This is a genomic window from Mesorhizobium japonicum MAFF 303099 (assembly GCF_000009625.1).
In the GTDB taxonomy this organism is placed as follows: Bacteria; Pseudomonadota; Alphaproteobacteria; order Rhizobiales; family Rhizobiaceae; genus Mesorhizobium; species Mesorhizobium japonicum.
In genome coordinates, this window is record NC_002678.2 from 6,627,538 (window position 1) to 6,643,587 (window position 16,050).

Below are 16,050 nucleotides of genomic sequence, written 5' to 3' on the forward strand. Positions count from 1 at the left end.
CATAGGTAGGCGGCCGCACCGATCCCGTGGTGTTCCAATGGATGAACTCGAGTTTCCTTCCCGGTGACAGCTTTCGACGAAGGCGCGAAGCCGGTGCGGCGGTGCCCTCGGCACTTTGGACTTAAGTCTGATCGCAAAACGCATTGGTCTTATCCAAGCCGTGGTGCGGAACAGCCTACAGGTACGGTTGTTGTTATCTCAGGAAAGTTCGGAGAAATCAGATGGATAGAAGCGCCGCTCGTCAGCGCGTTGGAACGACAGAACGGCGGATGGTAATAAAGGAGGGCTATGCAAACAACGATAGCCCGAAAGTTATAGCCTCACTACTTAACTGTAGTGTGGGTTCCGTTAAGGCTACGGCCAGCCAGTTGGGCATCACCCGCACACAGAAAGACGCGGCAGACTTTAGGCGTGGCTTCGCCATCCCCGCAGACATGCTGGTGCATTACAAGAAATTGTTGGCCAAGCAATTCAGCGCGAAGGAAAGTGGAAAGCTACTGGGGTTGGTTTTGGCACAGGGCGAAATGTGCGAACGCACATTGCAAGAAGAGAGTGAGTTCTTGGATTACCGCCACGAAGCCGATCTCTGTCTGCTAGCTGTTTCGTGGATGCGATGAACGTGCCCCTGCAATTTGCTCGCTATGGACGCGCCAGAAAGACGCCCTTCCATCAGTGCTTTGGGCAACTGGCAAAAAGCACCCTGCGTCAGCAGCGTTTTTGCCCACTCCCGCGCAATCGCCGTCGCTGAGTTGCACATCTAAAACGGCTACGTCTGGGAGATAGTCCGCAAGCAGCTTCTCAGCTTCTAAGATGCGAGGGCGACCCCCAAAGCCGCATCCCTCAAAGCAAGCTCCAGACTGAGACACTACCTGCGGTCGCGCCGCCCGGCGAATATATACGCTTTTGCTAATATAGAAGCATTTTATCAATATGTACGTGAGCCCAAAAAGAACCAACGCTAAAGCAATGGGGGTTCAGCGACAGAGGAGGAGCGCAAGTGGCCGCCTATCTTATCGCGGATGTAGACTCCCGCGTTTGAGGAATACCGGCGGGATGTTCCAGCCACAGAGGAGCGCTATGGTGGGCGATATCTGGGTCGTGGCGGTGCGACCAAGGTTCTCGAAGGTGATTGGGAGCCACACCGCTTGGTTATCGTCGAATTCCCCGACATGGTTTCATTGATGGGTTGGTTCAATTCGCCGGAGTACGCCCGCCTGATCGAAATTCGAAAACATTGCGCCTTGCGCTGGAAGGGATCACACCACCCACTGCGTTGACGATTCTGCGAAGCGGGCCCCCGGGCCGGCAAAACAAGGATTTCAGTCTCAAAATTCTGGCCGGAGATATGCCTATGGAATCCAATCATGGCAATAGGGATGGAGATATGGTCTCTTATGGCGCTTTCGTCGCCAAGGCAGGCTACGATGACGTTCGATCAATGACGCTGTGCCGGGCGGATTGACCTTTCGATCTGACTCTATCCTGTAAAGTGTCGATACCGGGGACCTAGTCATGAGCGACAATAAGCCGACCGTTGACGTTACCAAGGACTGGCAAGCATCGCAGGGCCAGAAGTCCGGCGCCACGCGCCTTCGCCTTTTCGCAGTGCTGTCGTGGGTCGTTGCCATTGGCGGCGAGATCGCCGGCGTTGTTTTGCTCTACCGGCGCAAATTCGACCATGGAAACCTGCCGCTGCTGATCGGCATCTTAGTCGGGATCGCGATTTTCGCCATCGCCGGAAACTTGTTTTGGAAGGCGGCCAACAGGCAGGACCCGGCCCGCACATCCGAGACATTCCGGTTCTTCGTCCAGAATCAGCTCGGCGCGATTATCACGCTGATTGCCTTCCTGCCGCTGGTTATCCTGATCTTCACCGACAAGAACTTGGATCCGCAGAGCAAGAAGGTTGCCGGCGCCGTCGGCGCTGTGCTAGCGGTGCTGGCGACAGTGATCGGGATCAGCTTCCAACCCCCATCGGTCGAGCAGTACACGCAGGACATGAACCAGTGTGCGGCACAGATCAAGGCGGGCGAGCCGACCACAGCCTGTTCGCCCGAGGTCGCTGCCCAGGCTCAGGCGATCGCCACCGACTCCACCACGGTGGCTGCTGCGACGAAGGACTCGGCACACCCCAATGGCCAGGATATCGTCTATTGGATCGCGCCGGAAAACGGCGCCGCTAAGTCCGAGACAGAGCATGTCTTCCACCTCTGCGCAGCCGTCAGTCCGCTGAAGGACAAGACCGTGAACAGCGGTACCGTGACGGAGGCCTACGCACAGAACGCCATCCGCATCACCAAGCAGATCGGGATGGAACAGAAGCAGTGCGGGTTCACGACCACGACGCCATAAATCGACGATGAACTGGCCGTGCGAGGCGAGACGCTGCTCGAAGCCCTCAACCGCCATCGCGGCAAGGGCCAGCAGAAAGTCACGGTCGAGCATGTCCACGTCCATGCTGGCGGGCCAGGCCGTAGTTGGGACTGTCAATGCTGCCTCGCAGGTGGGGGGAGGGGCTACCAACCAAATTGAGGATCAACCCCATGCAAAGATTGCAAATGCACTCCAGCCCGCAGTGCGGGGCCAAGACGAGGTCGGGTTTTGTATATTCCCGGCAATCCAGCCCAAAGCGCCCCAAGCTAAGCTTGTAGCTCTCGGCGGCCGCAACATCCTGAGGCCGTAGAGCTTAGGAAAGGGCATGCGCCGTGGTTCTTAGCCGACGCGAATTGATGCTCTGTGGTGCCGGAGGGCTAGTCTCCGCGGCTTTCTCGGCCAGCGCCGAGGCCAAGGTCCAGGTGCCTCTGACCGATGGCCCTCCGTTGACGAGCAAGGTTGACTACATTCAATGGATGCAGAAGAACCGAGGTGAGACGGCCACTTTCCTGGGTCAGCGCTGGGACCGTTTCGAACAGCTGATTGCCCACAAAGACGTGTGGGACGATCGTAACAAGCGCGCCTATTTGCTGACCCCGCGCGAACGATTCGTCACCAAGGCAAACGTCGCACGCGCCTATGCCAACATATCTCGACCCATACGGGTGACGGCTATTACGGCCTGAAGGAAGAGGCGCCGTTCGACAGGATCATCGTCACCTGTGGCATCGATCACATCCCGCCACCCCTTCTACAGCAGCTGCGACCCAACGGCCTCATGGTCATTCCTGTGGGACCGCCCGGCGCCCAGCACATGCTGAAGGTCACCAAGAAACAGGCAGCGGACGGCAGCTTCACTGTCGCGCGTTCGGATATCTATCAAGGCGGGACTTTGTCCTTCGTGCCACTGACCAAGCTCGGCGAGTCAGGCATCGTCGGCACCCACAATGGCGGCTAACCAACGTGCCCTGCCGGCACTTGCCTAAGGGGATAGGGCGAGCAGTTTGCACATAGCGCCGTCGATCATCCCTGCGGACGATCCCTGTCCAGTTCTTCCGCCAAGGCAGCCAATTTGTGAAGTCTAACAAGGCGGTATTCGTGCCAGATCAACACCATAACGAACAGGTCGAAGACGGTGAGAATGATCAACCCCATAGACCCCGTATAGCTGAGCCGATACATCTGATAGGCAATAAACAACCCCAGGACGATCAAGGAGGCCGGGTATGCCCATAGCTGGTTTTTCAGCAAAGCGACGACGAGGGCGAGTTTTACGATCCCGTGACTGAGAAGATAGAATGCATAAAAATGCTGAGTGGTGACGGAGAAGTTGCTGGCCAGCATCATCAGATGGCTGGCGATGAAGTCATGGGGATCCTCAACCAGCTCGTCCTGTGTCAGGCTGTTGGCCAGGGAAACGATCGTGTCGGTGCTGACGAACGCCAGAACGATACCGCCTACGCATTCAATGAGCGCGTGTGCACCCTTGAGCAGCAGGCTAACCTCGAAAATCTGATGGACGCGATGCTCGTTCATGGGTCTCCTGATTGATAGCAGACAACGATAAGGCAATTTCATGGACGTGGCGATTACGCAATGGATCAACGCGGCAGCGGGAACCAACACTGCGCTGGACAAGATGATGGTCGGAGTGACGACGTTTGGTGTTCCGCTTCTCATCGCCTGCGTAGCCCTTCAATGGTGGAGCAAGACGGATCGGGTGCATGTTCGCCATGCGACGATCGTAGCGGGACTGTCATTCTTGATCGGGCTTGGCGCCAACCAGATCATCCTGCTTTTTGTACACCGCATGCGCCCGTATGAGGCGGGCATCACCCATCTCATCATCCCTACAAGTGCCGACTGGTCGTTTCCTTCGGATCACGCGACGGCCGCCTTCGCGATCGTTGCCGCTTTCGCGTTACAAGCCTTGCCCGGACGTGCCCTCGTCTTCGGCTCGATTGCGGTGTTGGTGGCATGGTCACGGGTTTACGTCGGAACCCATTATATGACGGACGTCCTTGGCGGAGCGCTCATGGGCATCTGCGCCGCTGGGCTGGTGTCCATACTCTACCGGGAGGGCAGCCGGCTTGACCGGATTGCAACAGGGATACTGTAAGCGCTTACGGTCGAATTGACGTCGCGCCCGACGCGGTTGAACTGCAACTGGCCGCTTTCCCCTTTTATGCAGAGGTTAGCCCGCGCCCACGCCAACTGCATAGAAGGGCTTCCAATTTTCGGAGGTCTGCTCGGAGTCGCGATCATTATTTCAAAGACAGATGTCACGGATCCGCTGGCCTCCGCGGGAGCCGAAAAAAGGGGCGCCCGAAGTAGGGGCGGATTGGCGGAATGCCGATAACCAGACGCTCTACCCATTCAACTCGGTACAAAACTATGCCGGGTTCTCAGCCTGGGTTTTTCCAACTGTTGCCCGACTATCCGCACTTGCGCTTTCGGACAACCGGTTGATCAGCATATTCGGAACAAAGCAGCACAGGCTGCGTTTTTTCAGAGACGAGGTCCATCCGTTCAACCGACCGCGTTTGAAGTGGGCAAGAGAGTGCTCTTTAGACGCCGAAATCCTGATGGTCTCTTCGAGCGATTGCGCATTTATATGTGGCCGCGCCGCTCCTTCTCGCGATCGTTTCAGTATGTTTCAAAGCGTATCCTCCGGCTGAACGCCACTCCAACGGCCGTCGCGGCGGGGGTGGCGGCTGGGGTTTTCGCGTCTTTCTTTCCACTAGGGTCCCATTTCGCCATTGCCGCCATCGTGTGCTGGCTGATTTCAGGAAACATGGTGGCGGCAGGGCTAGGAACATTTGTCTTTGGCAATCCGCTGACCCTCCCGTTTGTTGTGGGAGCGACTTGGGAGACCGGCAAGATTATGTTGCATGGCCACATGCAAAGTGACGAACGGCCGGCCCATCTGAGTGAGATGTTGCAGACCCTTTCAATTTCGCAACTGTGGGCACCGGTCTTAAAGCCCATGCTGTGCGGTGCGGTGCCACTCGGGCTGGTTTTTGGCCTGTTGTTCTATGGCATCACCCGCTGTGGCATGACAGCCTTCCGCGAACAGAGGCGCAAGCGACTGGCCGAAAAGGGGAGCCTGCTCCAGCAGCAGGAAGACATCGTGTTATCACCCCCTCTGCCCACTCGACATCGCCGTGCTGGAGGGTGAATCGCGGCAGGGCCGCTGTAGAAATGCGTCCGCTCGTCGGAAATATCGCCGCTATAAGCGCTTCCCTACAATTGGCGGCCCGGATATCTGGAGCCTCCGTCATGGGTTCCTCGCCGCACTTTATTGATGAACGCCCCGTCTGCCGAATGGCAGCTATACGCCGTGCTCGCCCCGATAGCGGACTGGCCGTTTCCCCCCATTCGGACAAAGCAGCAAAGAAAAACCCGCCGACCGAAGCCGACGGGCTTTTTTCCTCGTACTACGCGGCTTCCCGGGATGGCCCCCGCCAACAATCCAGAAAACTCAAGCGCTGCAGTCACTCGTATCTCAGACCCTCGATCGGCGCTGTAACCCGGTGGCAACAGGCGGCCTGATTTCGCAACGTGAGGCGTGTGGCACCTCCGCCATGCGGCAGGTGCTGCCGATCGCTGCTCTGCTGCTCGCGACCAACGTCGCCTCTTCGGCCGAGGGGTCACCCGGCATTACCGTTCCGACGGTTCTACAGCCATTCGTTCCAACGGCGCCGCGCTGCTCCAAGCCGGCCGACCTCAAGCCGATCCTGGCCTTCGCCAAGGACAACAAGCGTGAGTTCATCGAGGGTGTCGATCATGGCCTGGCTCAGGCGGCCAAGGACAACCATCTGGAATATCGTGTCGCCCCTCGCCGCCAATGACAGCGCCAAGATGATCTCGGACGTCGAGGCGCTGCGCGCCGAGCGGGTGGGCGGGATCGTTGTGTCTCCGGTCGACCCGGCGGCGCTGGCCCCCAGCCTGCAAAAGGCCATGTGGTCGGGAACCTATGTCAGCACCGTCGTCGCTCCGCCGGCAACGTCGCTGCTCAATGCGCCGCAATATCTCACTGGGAAGGAACTGGGCGACGCGGCGGTTGCGCGAGGTAGCTGAACGCAAGAAGTGCGCGTGAAGGCTCGTGCGTTCGCCTAACACGTGATCGCGGTCTCGACCGCCAGGGAACGAGCTGGCTTGGCTCGATCTTTCACTTGGAGTCGGTATTGGCTTGTGGGACCGACGGGGTTCCAGAGCGAACCGGGTCCGGGATCAACTTCTGGAAGATCGCATCGTTCTTCGCTCGCCACGCTTCATCCGCAAGCCACAGATATTTCTGGTCGGGCATCAACGGCACGGCTTTGACATCGGCGCTGGAGATGCGGAGGTAGAAGCTTGTCCGCTCCTCGTTCACTTGAAGATAACGTAGCGGGACGACGATGCTGTCCTTCCCGGCGATAAAGAACCCACCGGAGGCAACGACTGCGTAGTCCCATCGGTCCTTCGTGCCAATCACGACATTTCGAACTTCGCCAACGATCTTGTCATCCGAGCTGCGGACCTCGGAGCCGACGATCTCGTCGACGCGAAGGCCAGGTCCAAGGTCGTCGAGATTGATGAGCGGGCGGGCGTCTGGGGCGTCACGATTGCCCTGGATATCCCCACCTTCATGCTGCTTAGGTTCGCCTGCTGCCAATTGCTCATCGGCAAGATCCTCATCATTACCCGCGAGCTTGGCCATTGACGGCGCGGCGATCAGTTGGCGGATATTGGCGAGCACGCGCTCGCAATCGTCGTGCAAACCGTATGTCCATAGAACGAACGCCGCATCCCTCAAGGTGCGCAGGTCATGGACCAGGTATCGGTTTTCTGGCTTGCGCAACTCAGGGCTCTTGAGCACGGCCTCCTCGAGTTTCGCATCGGAGATATTGCATACAGCGAACGCCGGGCTGACACCAAGCGCGCAAAACAATGCCAACGGCGCTGCAACCTTAACGAATTTCATATTGTTTCCCACAGGCGGCTTCTCGCTTTGACTTCGTGTGTCGAGCACGCCAATCGGGTGGAAATGTACCGCGGAACATTTGTACCAGCACAGCTCAACAGCCCGTGTGGATATTGGTTCCAGGGGTGGGGGTCGTATTTTTCCGAGTCGGCTTGAACACAACAAGCTCGCGTGGCGGTTTCGATCGCACTTGCCTAGCAGGCGATAGCGGTCTCGACCTCCAATACGGGCAACGACCCGTAGGAACAGAACACCCGGGCGTCCTCATATTCGCCACTGGCCGGATCGCCGCAGCGGCTGAAGGCGATCACCCCAGCGGCGGTCTTAGAGCAGGACGGCTATGAAACTTGATGAACACAGAAAGCGGTGTTGAAAGATTGCGGCGATACCACGCTCAACAAGTCGTACGCAGATTTCTGCGCCATGGCAAAGAAGATGGGCGGCTGAACCTAGGCCGGACGTCGAAGGCGGGCCCCAGGTCCGCCTTCGAGTGACTGCGGCTGGTGCCGTACCTACAATCCCCAGCTATAAAGGCTTCCCGGCGCGCATCATGGCGCGCGCAATGACAAGCTGTGTTTCCGTCCTGGCGTTCTCTCTCTGGGTCATGTTGTCCGCCGCGATCAGCCGCTTCAGTGACACCATCATGCCTTCGGCAAGCTTGATTGGTTCGTCGCTCATAGCGGATTTATCGGTCGGACCAGGGCAGGGTGGTCATTCGGTTGCTTGTTGACGACGGTCGAATTGACGTCGCGGCCAACTCGGTTGAACTGCAACTGGCCGTCGCGTGGCTGAGGATGTCTTTCAGGTATTCCTTCGGCGTCGCCCGGTCGAGCCAGGCGTCGTAATAGGCCTGGGCGAGAATGACCTCGTGCAGGTTTTTCATCGGCTCGCAGGCCGGCTCGGTGATGATGGTGCAACTCGTGATGTCGAGATTTGAGTTGTGGGCCCAAAGCCCGGCAAACGAAAAAGGAGCGTGGCCGGGGAGGTAGATGTGCCAGGGATCTTTCTTGCCGTCGGCCGGCGAGATCGTCCACTCAAAGAAGCCGTCAGCCGGGATCAAGCATCGTTTCGACTTGAAGGCATCCCGGAAGGCCGGCGCGGTGTCGATGCCTTCAATCCTGGCGTTGAACATGGCCGCCTTGGGCATTTCCTTTGCCCAGAACGGAACGAGCCACCAGCGGCCCTCGCGCAAGCGATGGCTGCCGTTTTCGACGGCGGTGACCTCGACTCAAACGATTGGAACATTAGCGATCCTTAAGGGTTGTCTCGGAGAACCCTTTTGGTGGAACCCATGGCCGAGCTGACATTCGCTTTCGTTTATTATTTAGGGCTGACGGGCAGCGATATGGTCGGCGCTGCCGTGTCATTAGCGGCGGGCCTTCTTCTCTATAACGCCATGCGCGAAGATCAGCCAAATCGATAGTGCACCCGGCGCACGAGTAGGCTTCGACTATTCTATCTGCCCAAACGTACATTGGCGTGGCTCCTTGTCCGGGCGCCAGCGCAAGAGCTTCGTTCCATGCCGGAAGCGGTTGCCGGTGACCTGGTCGAAGCGAACCTCCACGACCAGCTCCGGTCTGACCGGCTCCCATTCGCCACTACGCTCGCTGCTCCAGCGGCTCGGGCCGCCCGGCGCCTTGCCGGTAAAGCCGGATCCGCCAAGCAGATGTCCCAGCCTTTGCGTCAGCACCGCACGCTCGTCATTGGCGATGGTTGATGTGAAGCCGACATGGTCGAGCAGACCATCGCCATTGTATAGCCCGAGCAGCAGCGATCCAACCTGTCGTTTGCCCTTTTGATAGCGGAACCCACCCACTACGCAGTCGGCCGTGCGCAGGGGCTTTACCTTCACCATCGCGCGTTCGCCCGGCTTGTAGGGATCGTTGAGCAACTTGGCCACGACGCCGTCCGTGGCACCGCCGGTACCAGCACCCTTCAACCACTTGTCCGCCGTCGCCAGGCTCGTGGTGGCCGGCGAAAGCCGCAAGGTCTTGGTCTTTGCCTTGGCAACCAAGTCTTCAGCTTCTGCGCGCCGATCGTGCAATGGCAGTTCGACCAGCAGCCGACCTCCCGGGGCCACAAGCATGTCGAAGACGACCAGCTGGGCGGGAGTTTCTCGACTGAGCTTGCGGATGCGGCTCTCTGCGGGATGAAGCCGCATCTGCAGCGCGTCGAAAGAGGCACGGTCCTCGATCTCCACTATGATTTCACCGTCGATGACGAATTCGGTTGCCGCAAGCGCGCTCAAGGCCGCCATCAGTTCGGGAAAATAGCGACCAAGCGGTTTGCCGGATTTTGCCCTGAGGTCGACAGCCTTGCCGCTCTTGAAGCCGAGGCAGCGGAAGCCATCCCATTTCGGTTCGTACTGCCAGAGACCGTCTTCTCGCGGCAACGCCTCCGCCGTGCGCGCCTCCATAGGCTGCGTGTTCAAGGGTAAGGGAAACTCGACGTCAGATGCCGTTACCATTGCTCTTCCGTATTGCGATGGGGCAGGTTGCCGACGCCCGCTTTTCGTTCCATTGACTGGCTGTCGAGCGATTTCGGCGGGCCTCTCCTCGATCGAGGTGGAGTGACAAGCGCAAAAGACTAGCAGCTATTTCGTTGTGGTGTTGAATGCACGATTTGCAGCGTAGTCGATCATGAAGGTGCCTGGAGGGGCACGAACGCCTTCCCTCACATTCGAGAGAGTGACTGTCGTACTCTGTCCTCTTTCGTCAGTGATGCTCCATCTGCGCAGATCGAGTGATTTCCTATCGAAGACCATAGTGATGTTCGAGTTTCCGAAGGCCGACTTGTCGGCCAGCTTGATGGTAACCTGGGCGCCATCGTCTTTGATGCCTTTGAGGCGATTGCCAGAGAATTCGACCTTGTCGTCCAGTAGAAGCTTGAGCGGCGTCTTCGAAAGAGCATAGAGGCGCGATGTCTTCAGCTTTTTGTTATAGATTACGACGGATTGTCCATCTGCGATTAAGCTGATCCCTGATTGGCCCGTATAATTGAACCGAATTTTTCCCGGGCGTTGGAGAAAAAATCTACCGCTGGTCTTTTCTCCTCTTGGGTCAGACTGGACGAAGTTCCCGGACATGGACTTTACGGATGAGAAGTGGTCGGCAATCGCAACCGCATCTACAGGCGCGGCCGAGACCGCAGGGGTAAGTTCGAAATTTATCGCGCTAGCGCTGAAGACCACAAAGCAGAAAGCCAGCAATCTCCTGATCTTTTCCATTCACGTATCCAACTTCAAGCGGCTGCTTGATCGAAACAGATGGGGCCTTCTAGTCAGAAGCGGTCTTGGCAACTCCAGCGCAAATCTGGTCTTGCCGATTGCGATACAATGCCCGGCTTCGCTGGCGTGCCGAAGACAGCTGGATGGCTCTCGGACCGTTCCGCGAGCAACCGCCGCCTATATGAACCGCCACCCTGTTGCGCACCCAAGCTCCCGGCGAAGAACATGGTGACCAGCGCCATGGAGTCGGATTCGTGCTGCTTTCGCGGCCGCTCCACTCACTAAATCGTAGTGCGTGATGCCCGGCTCTAATTTGAGAGCCGGGCCAAAAGGCTTCGGTCAATATCCGTTGTTGTCGTCCTGCTGAATGACAACGTGGCGGTGACGATGGTGCGATCTATCCATCGGCCCTCGGATAATGACGGCGTCGGAGCGGTGATGACGGCGGCCGTGGTCGTAGAATGCAATATCCCCATGGCGGCGGTGATGGAGACGATGTCCTTCACGGTAGACAACCACGCGGTCATTGTTCCAGTGATGGTGTCGGTGATGTCGATGAGTCTGGACTACGATCGCGTCGGCCGAGGCCACGGACGGTACGAGAAGGCACAGTGCCAAAGTACCAAGCATGACGGCTTTCATTTAAGATCCTCAAGTAATTAAGACGGCCCTTCGCCAGCTTAACATTGTGCGATCGCTTTGGTTCCGACATGAAAAGCGTGCGCAGGCTGTTCTTGCCGAACTTTGGATGCTCATGATGGAGAGCCAAAACGCGGAGGCCTCTGAAGGAGGCCTCTGAACAAGCTGACTTATGAACAGCAGCGTCGAAAGTCCGTCTGCGGTAACTGTGCCGAGACAAAGTCTCCTGTCGATTCCCTCACCGAAGTGCGGGCAATCAGTTTGGATCACCGTTTCAGCAGAAACCGTTGGAGAGCCGCCACGTACCCTTTTATATCCGAGTCACACACGCAATTCCCGCCACTCAAATATTGCAACATTAGGCAGGAACGCCTTCGCGGCACCCCCGACGCCGAGTGCCAGATCACTGGTTGATGGAAACGAGGACCGCCTGGCAGAGATCTTGAAGGGCCCGTGGCAAGACATCAAAGCTGTTGTGCAAACATTCCAGAAGCTGGCTCAGCTTCCAGGTTTCCTCGGTCACGATCCGACACTGTTCGGGCAATGGGAGATCGCCGGCGGCGATGGAAGCGCCGAGCGCGTCAAGCTTCGAGATCTGCTCGGCTGGTGAGCACTATGAAGGATCGTCGAGAATCGTCCTCACCTTTTCGGCAAGGTCTTCAAGGCTGAAAGGCTTAGGCAAAAGCTGCGTTACAGGATCGAGGATTCCGTTGTGAACGATGGCGTTGCGCGTGTAGCCCGTGGTGTAGAGAACCTTGAGCTTGGGGTTGCCCCTGCGCAAGATATCCACCAACTGACGTCCGGACATCTCCGGCATAACAACGTCGGTGAAGAGCAGGGACAATTGCTGTCCAGCTTCAATCATCTTGATCGCTTCGTTAGGACCACTGGCTTCGACGACCGAATAGCCAAGTTCGCGCAATGCTTCGGCCGATACTGCGCGGACGCGATCCTCGTCTTCAACCACCATGACGATTTCGCTTGGCACGCCGCCATCTATCGACCTTGATTTGAGCTCGGGAGAATTCTGCTCGGTGCCGCCATAATGCCGTGGCAGATAGATCTTGATCGTCGTGCCAACGCCTGGCTCGGAGTATATTCTCACGTTGCCGCCCGATTGCCGGACAAAACCGTAAACCTGGCTCAGGCCAAGCCCGGTGCCCTTGCCAACGCCCTTGGTCGTGTAGAAGGGATCGAAGGCCTTGGCGAGGACGTCCGGGGTCATACCCGTGCCGGTATCGGTTACTGCAACCAGCACGAATTGTCCGGCCGCAATGGCGGACTCACGAGCGTATCGCTCATCGACATAGGCGTTCGACGTCTCGATGGTCAGCTTACCGCCGTTGGGCATGGCGTCGCGTGCGTTGACCGACAGGTTGAGCAGGGCACTTTCAAGCTGACTGGGATCGGCCTTGACCTGCCAGAGGCCGGCTCCGAACGCCGTCTCGACCTTGATCGTTTCCCCAAGTGTGCGCATCAACAGCTCGGTCATTCCGCCGACCAGGCGGTTGGCGTTGATAGGCTCCGGCTTGAGCGGTTGTTGTCGTGAGAAGGCCAGCAGCCGCTGGGTGAGGGCGGCGGCGCGGTGGGCCCCATCCATGGCGCCTTCGACAAACCGACCGACGTCTGTCTCACCTTTGGACAATTTGCGCTGAAGCAGATTGAGCCCACCGATGATGACGGCAAGCATGTTGTTGAAGTCGTGCGCGATGCCACCTGTTAACTGACCGACCGCATCCATCTTTTGAACCTGCCGCAGCTGTTCCTCTGCCTTCGAGCGTTCCGCCACTTCGTCGATGACGCGTTGTTCCAGCGTGGAGTTAAGCGTCTGCAGTGCGGCCTCGGCACGCCGCCTTTCAGACAGCTCGCGTTCGGCTGACTGGAAGAGGCGGGCATTGTCGATCGCGGTTGCGGCATGGCCGGCGATGCCCAGAAGGGCACTTTCGTGTTCAGGACCAAACTTGCCGGTCTCCGCGTGTCCGAAGAACAAACCGCCTAGAACTTCGCCGGAGTTCGACACGACTGGCACGGCCAGATAGGAGCGAACCGGGACATGGCCTTCCGGCATGCCCTTGTGCGGCGCATTCTTGCCGTACCGCCGATCCTTGAGGATATCGTCCGACCGAACGACGCCTTTCCCAAGGAAAGTCGGTTCGAACACCGCGGTCGCACGTGGCATGGGGTAATTCTGGAAGGCCGAGCGCGGAGCGCCTGCCAGGGCATAGAGCATGTAGCTGCCGCCCTGAGCGTCGAGCACGTTGTAGAAGAAAGCCCCAAACTGGGCTCCGGAAAGCTGGACGCCGGCATCGGTGGTGATTTGCACGATCTTGTCGAGATCGAGTTCCGCCGCGACCGCCGCGCCGGTATCGTTCATGATCTTGAGATGGCGCTCTGCTTTTTTGCGATCCGAAATGTCGATAACCGTGCCGATAAATCGAACGGCCTTGCTGGCTTCGAAAATGGCATGGCCGCTCGCCGCCACCCAACGCTCTATCCTGTCCTCCAGGCCAATTGTTCGGTACTCGATGTTAAATCCTTCAAGACTGTCTGGAGCGATTGCTCGCCGGACCGCCTCATCTGCCCGGATACGGTCATCTGGATGGAGGCCGGCGATGAAGGAGCCCTCATAGGTAACCTCATCGTCCGACGTAATGCCGAACAACGCCCGGCATTGTGCGTCCCACCGCAAATGGTCAGCGACCGGGTCGTAATCCCAGATGCCGATTGCGGCCGCCTGGGTAGCCAGGCTCAAGCGTTCCGCGGTCTCGGCAGCGCTCTGATCCGACCTCACCCTTTCTATATGCGCCCACGACCGCTCCGTTACCTCTGTGAGAAGTGCAAGCTCATTCTGAGTCCAGACCCGCGGAGCGCTGTCGTGGATCGCCATCAGCGCGGTCAGGCGTCCCTCCTTGACAAGGGGCATGCAGATGGTTGCAGCGATGCCGATGTCCTGGAATGTCGCGGCTTCTTCGAGCGGCAACTCGACGTGATTGTCGTTGATGATCAGAGGCAGGCCCTCATGGAGCTTGCCCACGGCGAGCTGGCCAAAATCCCGAAGACTGTAGTAGCCGACGATGCTCGAAGACCCTTGCCGGTGCCAGTCTCCCCGGATCGTGAAGTGGTCCTGGTCAGGCTCCATATCGGCATAGGCACAGATTGCGACGCCGAGATACTCGCCAAGCATCCTAGTCGTAATCTCGAGCACCGCGTCCGCGTCCGAACTTTTCGAAGTTTCTTTCCCCAGTGCGTCGAGAAAGCGCAAGCGAGCTTCATTCTGTCGCAACTCCGCCTGCGCGCGCCGTCGTTCGACTGCGGTACGCGTTCGCTCCGCCATCTCGCGAACGAATTCGATCTCTTCTGTCGACCAGGATCTGGGCCTGTTGTGATTGAGGTAGAGCAGGGCCACAAAGCCAGCCCGTTCGGTGACCGGCATGTTGATCAGGGATTGAGCGCTGATCGCTTTCAGTGCCTCTGGGTTCTGGCTTGTCCGCGGATCTGTGTCAGCGTCCTCAAGGACAACAGTGATGCCGCGCTTCAGGTCATCGATATACGTGCCGTAGTCGCGGAAATGCAGCACCCCGGCCAAACTCTTGATTCCGGGGGCGTTCCAGTCGCGTTCGATGGAGATGGTCTCGTTCGCGAGATCGATCGTTCCATATCCGGCCCGGCTTACATCCAGTTCCCGCCCAATGATTTCGGCTGCGGCGTAGGCCAGGTCGTCAGGGTCTTCGACCAGCCGCACGAGGTCCCCAAGCTCAGCGAGCGCAGCACTCCGCTTTCTCGCACGAAATGTCTCGGTGACGTCAAACCCTTCGCAGAATATCCCTGTGATGAGGTTCCCGCCGTCGTAGAGGGGAGCGTAGATAAACGTCAGGTGGCGCGTCTCCTCGGGACTATCCGCCGAGCGGCGAAATCGGACCGGAAGGCCCTGCGCTTCAAACGTCGTACCACTTCTGAAGACCTCATCGAGGCGTTCAAAAAAACCTTGTCCCTCCAGGCTGGGAACGGCATCCCGAATACGCTTAGACAGCCAATCACCGCTGTTGAAAACCTGGCGATGGGCGTCATTCACGAATTCAACGACATGGTCGCGACCGCGCATGATAATGATGAACCCTGGCGCCTGTTCGAATAGGTGGATCTGACGTTCAGCGGCGAGGCGTTCGCGCTTTTCGGCCAGAAATCGATCCGTGGTTTCCGTGCAGACGCCAAACAGACCGCCGGTCGTCCCAGTCTCCGGCTGCGTGATGGGGTTGTAGGAGAAGGCGAAATGGGTCTCTTCCGGCGCACCGTGCTTGTCGATTCGGATCTCAATGTCGTCCATATGTACAGATTGGCCCTGGTAAACCAGATCAAACATCGGGCCGATCGTCTCCCATGCCTCTGCCCAGACCTGTTGGCTGGGCAGGCCGAGAGCGGTCGGGTGCTTGCGGCCAAGGATAGGGATGAAGGCATCGTTGTAGAGCCAGATGCGGTCCTGGCCCCAGACGACGAACATAGGTTGTGCAGAGCCTAGAATGAGATCGACGAGTGTCTTCAGCTCTGTGGGCCATGAAGAGACCGGCCCGATAGATGTAGCGCTCCAACCAAACGAGCCGATACGCTCAGCCATTTCTCCGGCGCTGCGAAACGCGGCGCTCGCCCTGTCCTTGCTGGATGGTCCCAAGATATCCCCCGAAATATCGAACCGGACAAAACGGCGCAACTCGGTTTTGGTTGCACGGCAAGGGGTAGGGCAGCGGGCGCCGCATGAAAGCAGACGCGGTATCGACATCGCTGTTCAATTTTTCCTTGAACGCACGTTGTCTCAGGTGACCCCAGCAGACCAGGCGCGCTGACAGGACCC

General features: G+C 58.3%; 20 protein-coding genes. 13 read left to right on the forward strand and 7 right to left on the reverse strand.

Going from position 1 to position 16,050, the window contains the following annotated elements; translation table 11 throughout:
• Positions 1-221: 221 nt before the first annotated feature.
• From MAFF_RS32765 to MAFF_RS40965, 5 genes are all read left to right on the forward strand, one after another.
• Entirely contained in the window at positions 222-617 is a 396-nt protein-coding gene (locus MAFF_RS32765) for a hypothetical protein (protein ID WP_010915322.1), read from the forward strand.
• Between the two features lie 474 nt (positions 618-1,091).
• Positions 1,092-1,277, forward strand: a complete 186-nt coding sequence (locus tag MAFF_RS38515) for a DUF1330 domain-containing protein (RefSeq protein ID WP_244420844.1) — start codon at positions 1,092-1,094, stop codon at positions 1,275-1,277.
• Positions 1,278-1,605: 328 nt separating this feature from the next.
• Positions 1,606-2,352 (forward strand): hypothetical protein, encoded by a 747-nt coding sequence (locus MAFF_RS32770; protein WP_244420675.1) that lies wholly within the window; start codon positions 1,606-1,608, stop codon positions 2,350-2,352.
• Positions 2,353-2,705: 353 nt separating this feature from the next.
• Positions 2,706-3,059 (forward strand): hypothetical protein, encoded by a 354-nt coding sequence (locus tag MAFF_RS40960; RefSeq protein WP_010915324.1) that lies wholly within the window; start codon positions 2,706-2,708, stop codon positions 3,057-3,059.
• Entirely contained in the window at positions 3,023-3,331 is a 309-nt protein-coding gene (locus MAFF_RS40965; protein ID WP_244420845.1) for a protein-L-isoaspartate O-methyltransferase family protein, read from the forward strand. Before MAFF_RS40960 ends, MAFF_RS40965 begins: the two co-directional genes overlap by 37 nt.
• A 65-nt stretch (positions 3,332-3,396) precedes the next feature.
• Here the strand turns inward: MAFF_RS40965 and MAFF_RS32785 are convergent, their stop codons facing one another.
• A complete protein-coding gene (locus tag MAFF_RS32785) occupies positions 3,397-3,909 on the reverse strand; it encodes a DUF2127 domain-containing protein (protein WP_010915326.1) in 513 nt (170 codons plus the stop codon).
• Positions 3,910-3,949: 40 nt separating this feature from the next.
• Here MAFF_RS32785 and MAFF_RS32790 point away from each other — a divergent pair, with 40 nt between their 5' ends.
• From MAFF_RS32790 to MAFF_RS40975, 5 genes are all read left to right on the forward strand, one after another.
• On the forward strand, positions 3,950-4,492 hold the full coding sequence (locus MAFF_RS32790) for a phosphatase PAP2 family protein (RefSeq protein ID WP_010915327.1): 543 nt from the start codon (positions 3,950-3,952) through the stop codon (positions 4,490-4,492).
• A 36-nt stretch (positions 4,493-4,528) separates the two neighbouring features.
• The gene (locus MAFF_RS38525; RefSeq protein WP_341872728.1) at positions 4,529-4,732 is read left to right on the forward strand and encodes an MAPEG family protein; all 204 of its coding nucleotides are present in this window, start codon (positions 4,529-4,531) and stop codon (positions 4,730-4,732) included.
• A 201-nt stretch (positions 4,733-4,933) separates the two neighbouring features.
• Entirely contained in the window at positions 4,934-5,551 is a 618-nt protein-coding gene (locus MAFF_RS32795) for a DUF2062 domain-containing protein (protein ID WP_044551627.1), read from the forward strand.
• Between the two features lie 406 nt (positions 5,552-5,957).
• Positions 5,958-6,224 carry a hypothetical protein gene (locus MAFF_RS40970; RefSeq protein ID WP_244420676.1) on the forward strand — a complete coding sequence of 89 codons (267 nt, stop codon included), beginning with the start codon at positions 5,958-5,960 and terminating at the stop codon, positions 6,222-6,224.
• Positions 6,202-6,453 (forward strand): substrate-binding domain-containing protein, encoded by a 252-nt coding sequence (locus MAFF_RS40975; protein ID WP_244420677.1) that lies wholly within the window; start codon positions 6,202-6,204, stop codon positions 6,451-6,453. Before MAFF_RS40970 ends, MAFF_RS40975 begins: the two co-directional genes overlap by 23 nt.
• A 91-nt stretch (positions 6,454-6,544) precedes the next feature.
• Here MAFF_RS40975 and MAFF_RS32805 read toward each other — a convergent pair whose 3' ends face one another.
• The 3 genes from MAFF_RS32805 to MAFF_RS32810 form a co-directional block, all read right to left on the reverse strand.
• A complete protein-coding gene (locus MAFF_RS32805; protein WP_010915329.1) occupies positions 6,545-7,387 on the reverse strand; it encodes a PRC-barrel domain-containing protein in 843 nt (280 codons plus the stop codon).
• A 477-nt stretch (positions 7,388-7,864) separates the two neighbouring features.
• Complete coding sequence (locus tag MAFF_RS38530) at positions 7,865-8,017, reverse strand: hypothetical protein (RefSeq protein WP_010915330.1); 153 nt, start codon at positions 8,015-8,017, stop codon at positions 7,865-7,867.
• Positions 8,018-8,024: 7 nt separating this feature from the next.
• Positions 8,025-8,531 carry an SOS response-associated peptidase gene (locus MAFF_RS32810; RefSeq protein WP_010915331.1) on the reverse strand — a complete coding sequence of 169 codons (507 nt, stop codon included), beginning with the start codon at positions 8,529-8,531 and terminating at the stop codon, positions 8,025-8,027.
• A 99-nt stretch (positions 8,532-8,630) separates the two neighbouring features.
• Between MAFF_RS32810 and MAFF_RS41215 the strand changes: the two genes are divergently transcribed.
• The gene (locus MAFF_RS41215) at positions 8,631-8,762 is read left to right on the forward strand and encodes a hypothetical protein (RefSeq protein ID WP_280112734.1); all 132 of its coding nucleotides are present in this window, start codon (positions 8,631-8,633) and stop codon (positions 8,760-8,762) included.
• 27 nt (positions 8,763-8,789) lie between these two features.
• On the opposite strand, the gene MAFF_RS32815 is transcribed toward MAFF_RS41215, so the two are convergent.
• Both MAFF_RS32815 and MAFF_RS32820 read right to left on the reverse strand, forming a co-directional pair.
• Complete coding sequence (locus tag MAFF_RS32815) at positions 8,790-9,806, reverse strand: ATP-dependent DNA ligase (protein ID WP_010915332.1); 1,017 nt, start codon at positions 9,804-9,806, stop codon at positions 8,790-8,792.
• A 126-nt stretch (positions 9,807-9,932) separates the two neighbouring features.
• The gene (locus MAFF_RS32820) at positions 9,933-10,565 is read right to left on the reverse strand and encodes a LolA family protein (RefSeq protein ID WP_010915333.1); all 633 of its coding nucleotides are present in this window, start codon (positions 10,563-10,565) and stop codon (positions 9,933-9,935) included.
• 387 nt (positions 10,566-10,952) lie between these two features.
• Between MAFF_RS32820 and MAFF_RS39540 the strand changes: the two genes are divergently transcribed.
• Positions 10,953-11,228 carry a hypothetical protein gene (locus MAFF_RS39540; protein WP_162034369.1) on the forward strand — a complete coding sequence of 92 codons (276 nt, stop codon included), beginning with the start codon at positions 10,953-10,955 and terminating at the stop codon, positions 11,226-11,228.
• A 148-nt stretch (positions 11,229-11,376) separates the two neighbouring features.
• Positions 11,377-11,814, forward strand: coding sequence for a hypothetical protein (locus MAFF_RS39545; protein WP_157866123.1), 438 nt, complete (start codon positions 11,377-11,379; stop codon positions 11,812-11,814).
• 3 nt (positions 11,815-11,817) lie between these two features.
• On the opposite strand, the gene MAFF_RS32830 is transcribed toward MAFF_RS39545, so the two are convergent.
• The gene (locus MAFF_RS32830; RefSeq protein ID WP_010915335.1) at positions 11,818-15,978 is read right to left on the reverse strand and encodes a GAF domain-containing protein; all 4,161 of its coding nucleotides are present in this window, start codon (positions 15,976-15,978) and stop codon (positions 11,818-11,820) included.
• Between the last annotated feature and the right edge of the window lie 72 nt (positions 15,979-16,050).

What these genes read in the sequence shown, in the direction of transcription:
- MAFF_RS32765 (WP_010915322.1), top strand. Translation starts at nt 222, where the DNA reads ATGGATAGAAGCGCCGCTCGTCAGCGCGTTGGAACGACAGAACGGCGG.
- MAFF_RS39540 (WP_162034369.1), top strand. Translation starts at nt 10,953, where the DNA reads ATGGTGCGATCTATCCATCGGCCCTCGGATAATGACGGCGTCGGAGCG.
- MAFF_RS38530 (WP_010915330.1), bottom strand. Translation starts at nt 8,017, where the DNA reads ATGAGCGACGAACCAATCAAGCTTGCCGAAGGCATGATGGTGTCACTG.
- MAFF_RS40970 (WP_244420676.1), top strand. Translation starts at nt 5,958, where the DNA reads ATGCGGCAGGTGCTGCCGATCGCTGCTCTGCTGCTCGCGACCAACGTC.
- MAFF_RS32785 (WP_010915326.1), bottom strand. Translation starts at nt 3,909, where the DNA reads ATGAACGAGCATCGCGTCCATCAGATTTTCGAGGTTAGCCTGCTGCTC.
- MAFF_RS32815 (WP_010915332.1), bottom strand. Translation starts at nt 9,806, where the DNA reads ATGGTAACGGCATCTGACGTCGAGTTTCCCTTACCCTTGAACACGCAG.
- MAFF_RS32790 (WP_010915327.1), top strand. Translation starts at nt 3,950, where the DNA reads ATGGACGTGGCGATTACGCAATGGATCAACGCGGCAGCGGGAACCAAC.
- MAFF_RS32820 (WP_010915333.1), bottom strand. Translation starts at nt 10,565, where the DNA reads ATGGAAAAGATCAGGAGATTGCTGGCTTTCTGCTTTGTGGTCTTCAGC.
- MAFF_RS39545 (WP_157866123.1), top strand. Translation starts at nt 11,377, where the DNA reads ATGAACAGCAGCGTCGAAAGTCCGTCTGCGGTAACTGTGCCGAGACAA.
- MAFF_RS32830 (WP_010915335.1), bottom strand. Translation starts at nt 15,978, where the DNA reads ATGTCGATACCGCGTCTGCTTTCATGCGGCGCCCGCTGCCCTACCCCT.
- MAFF_RS41215 (WP_280112734.1), top strand. Translation starts at nt 8,631, where the DNA reads ATGGCCGAGCTGACATTCGCTTTCGTTTATTATTTAGGGCTGACGGGC.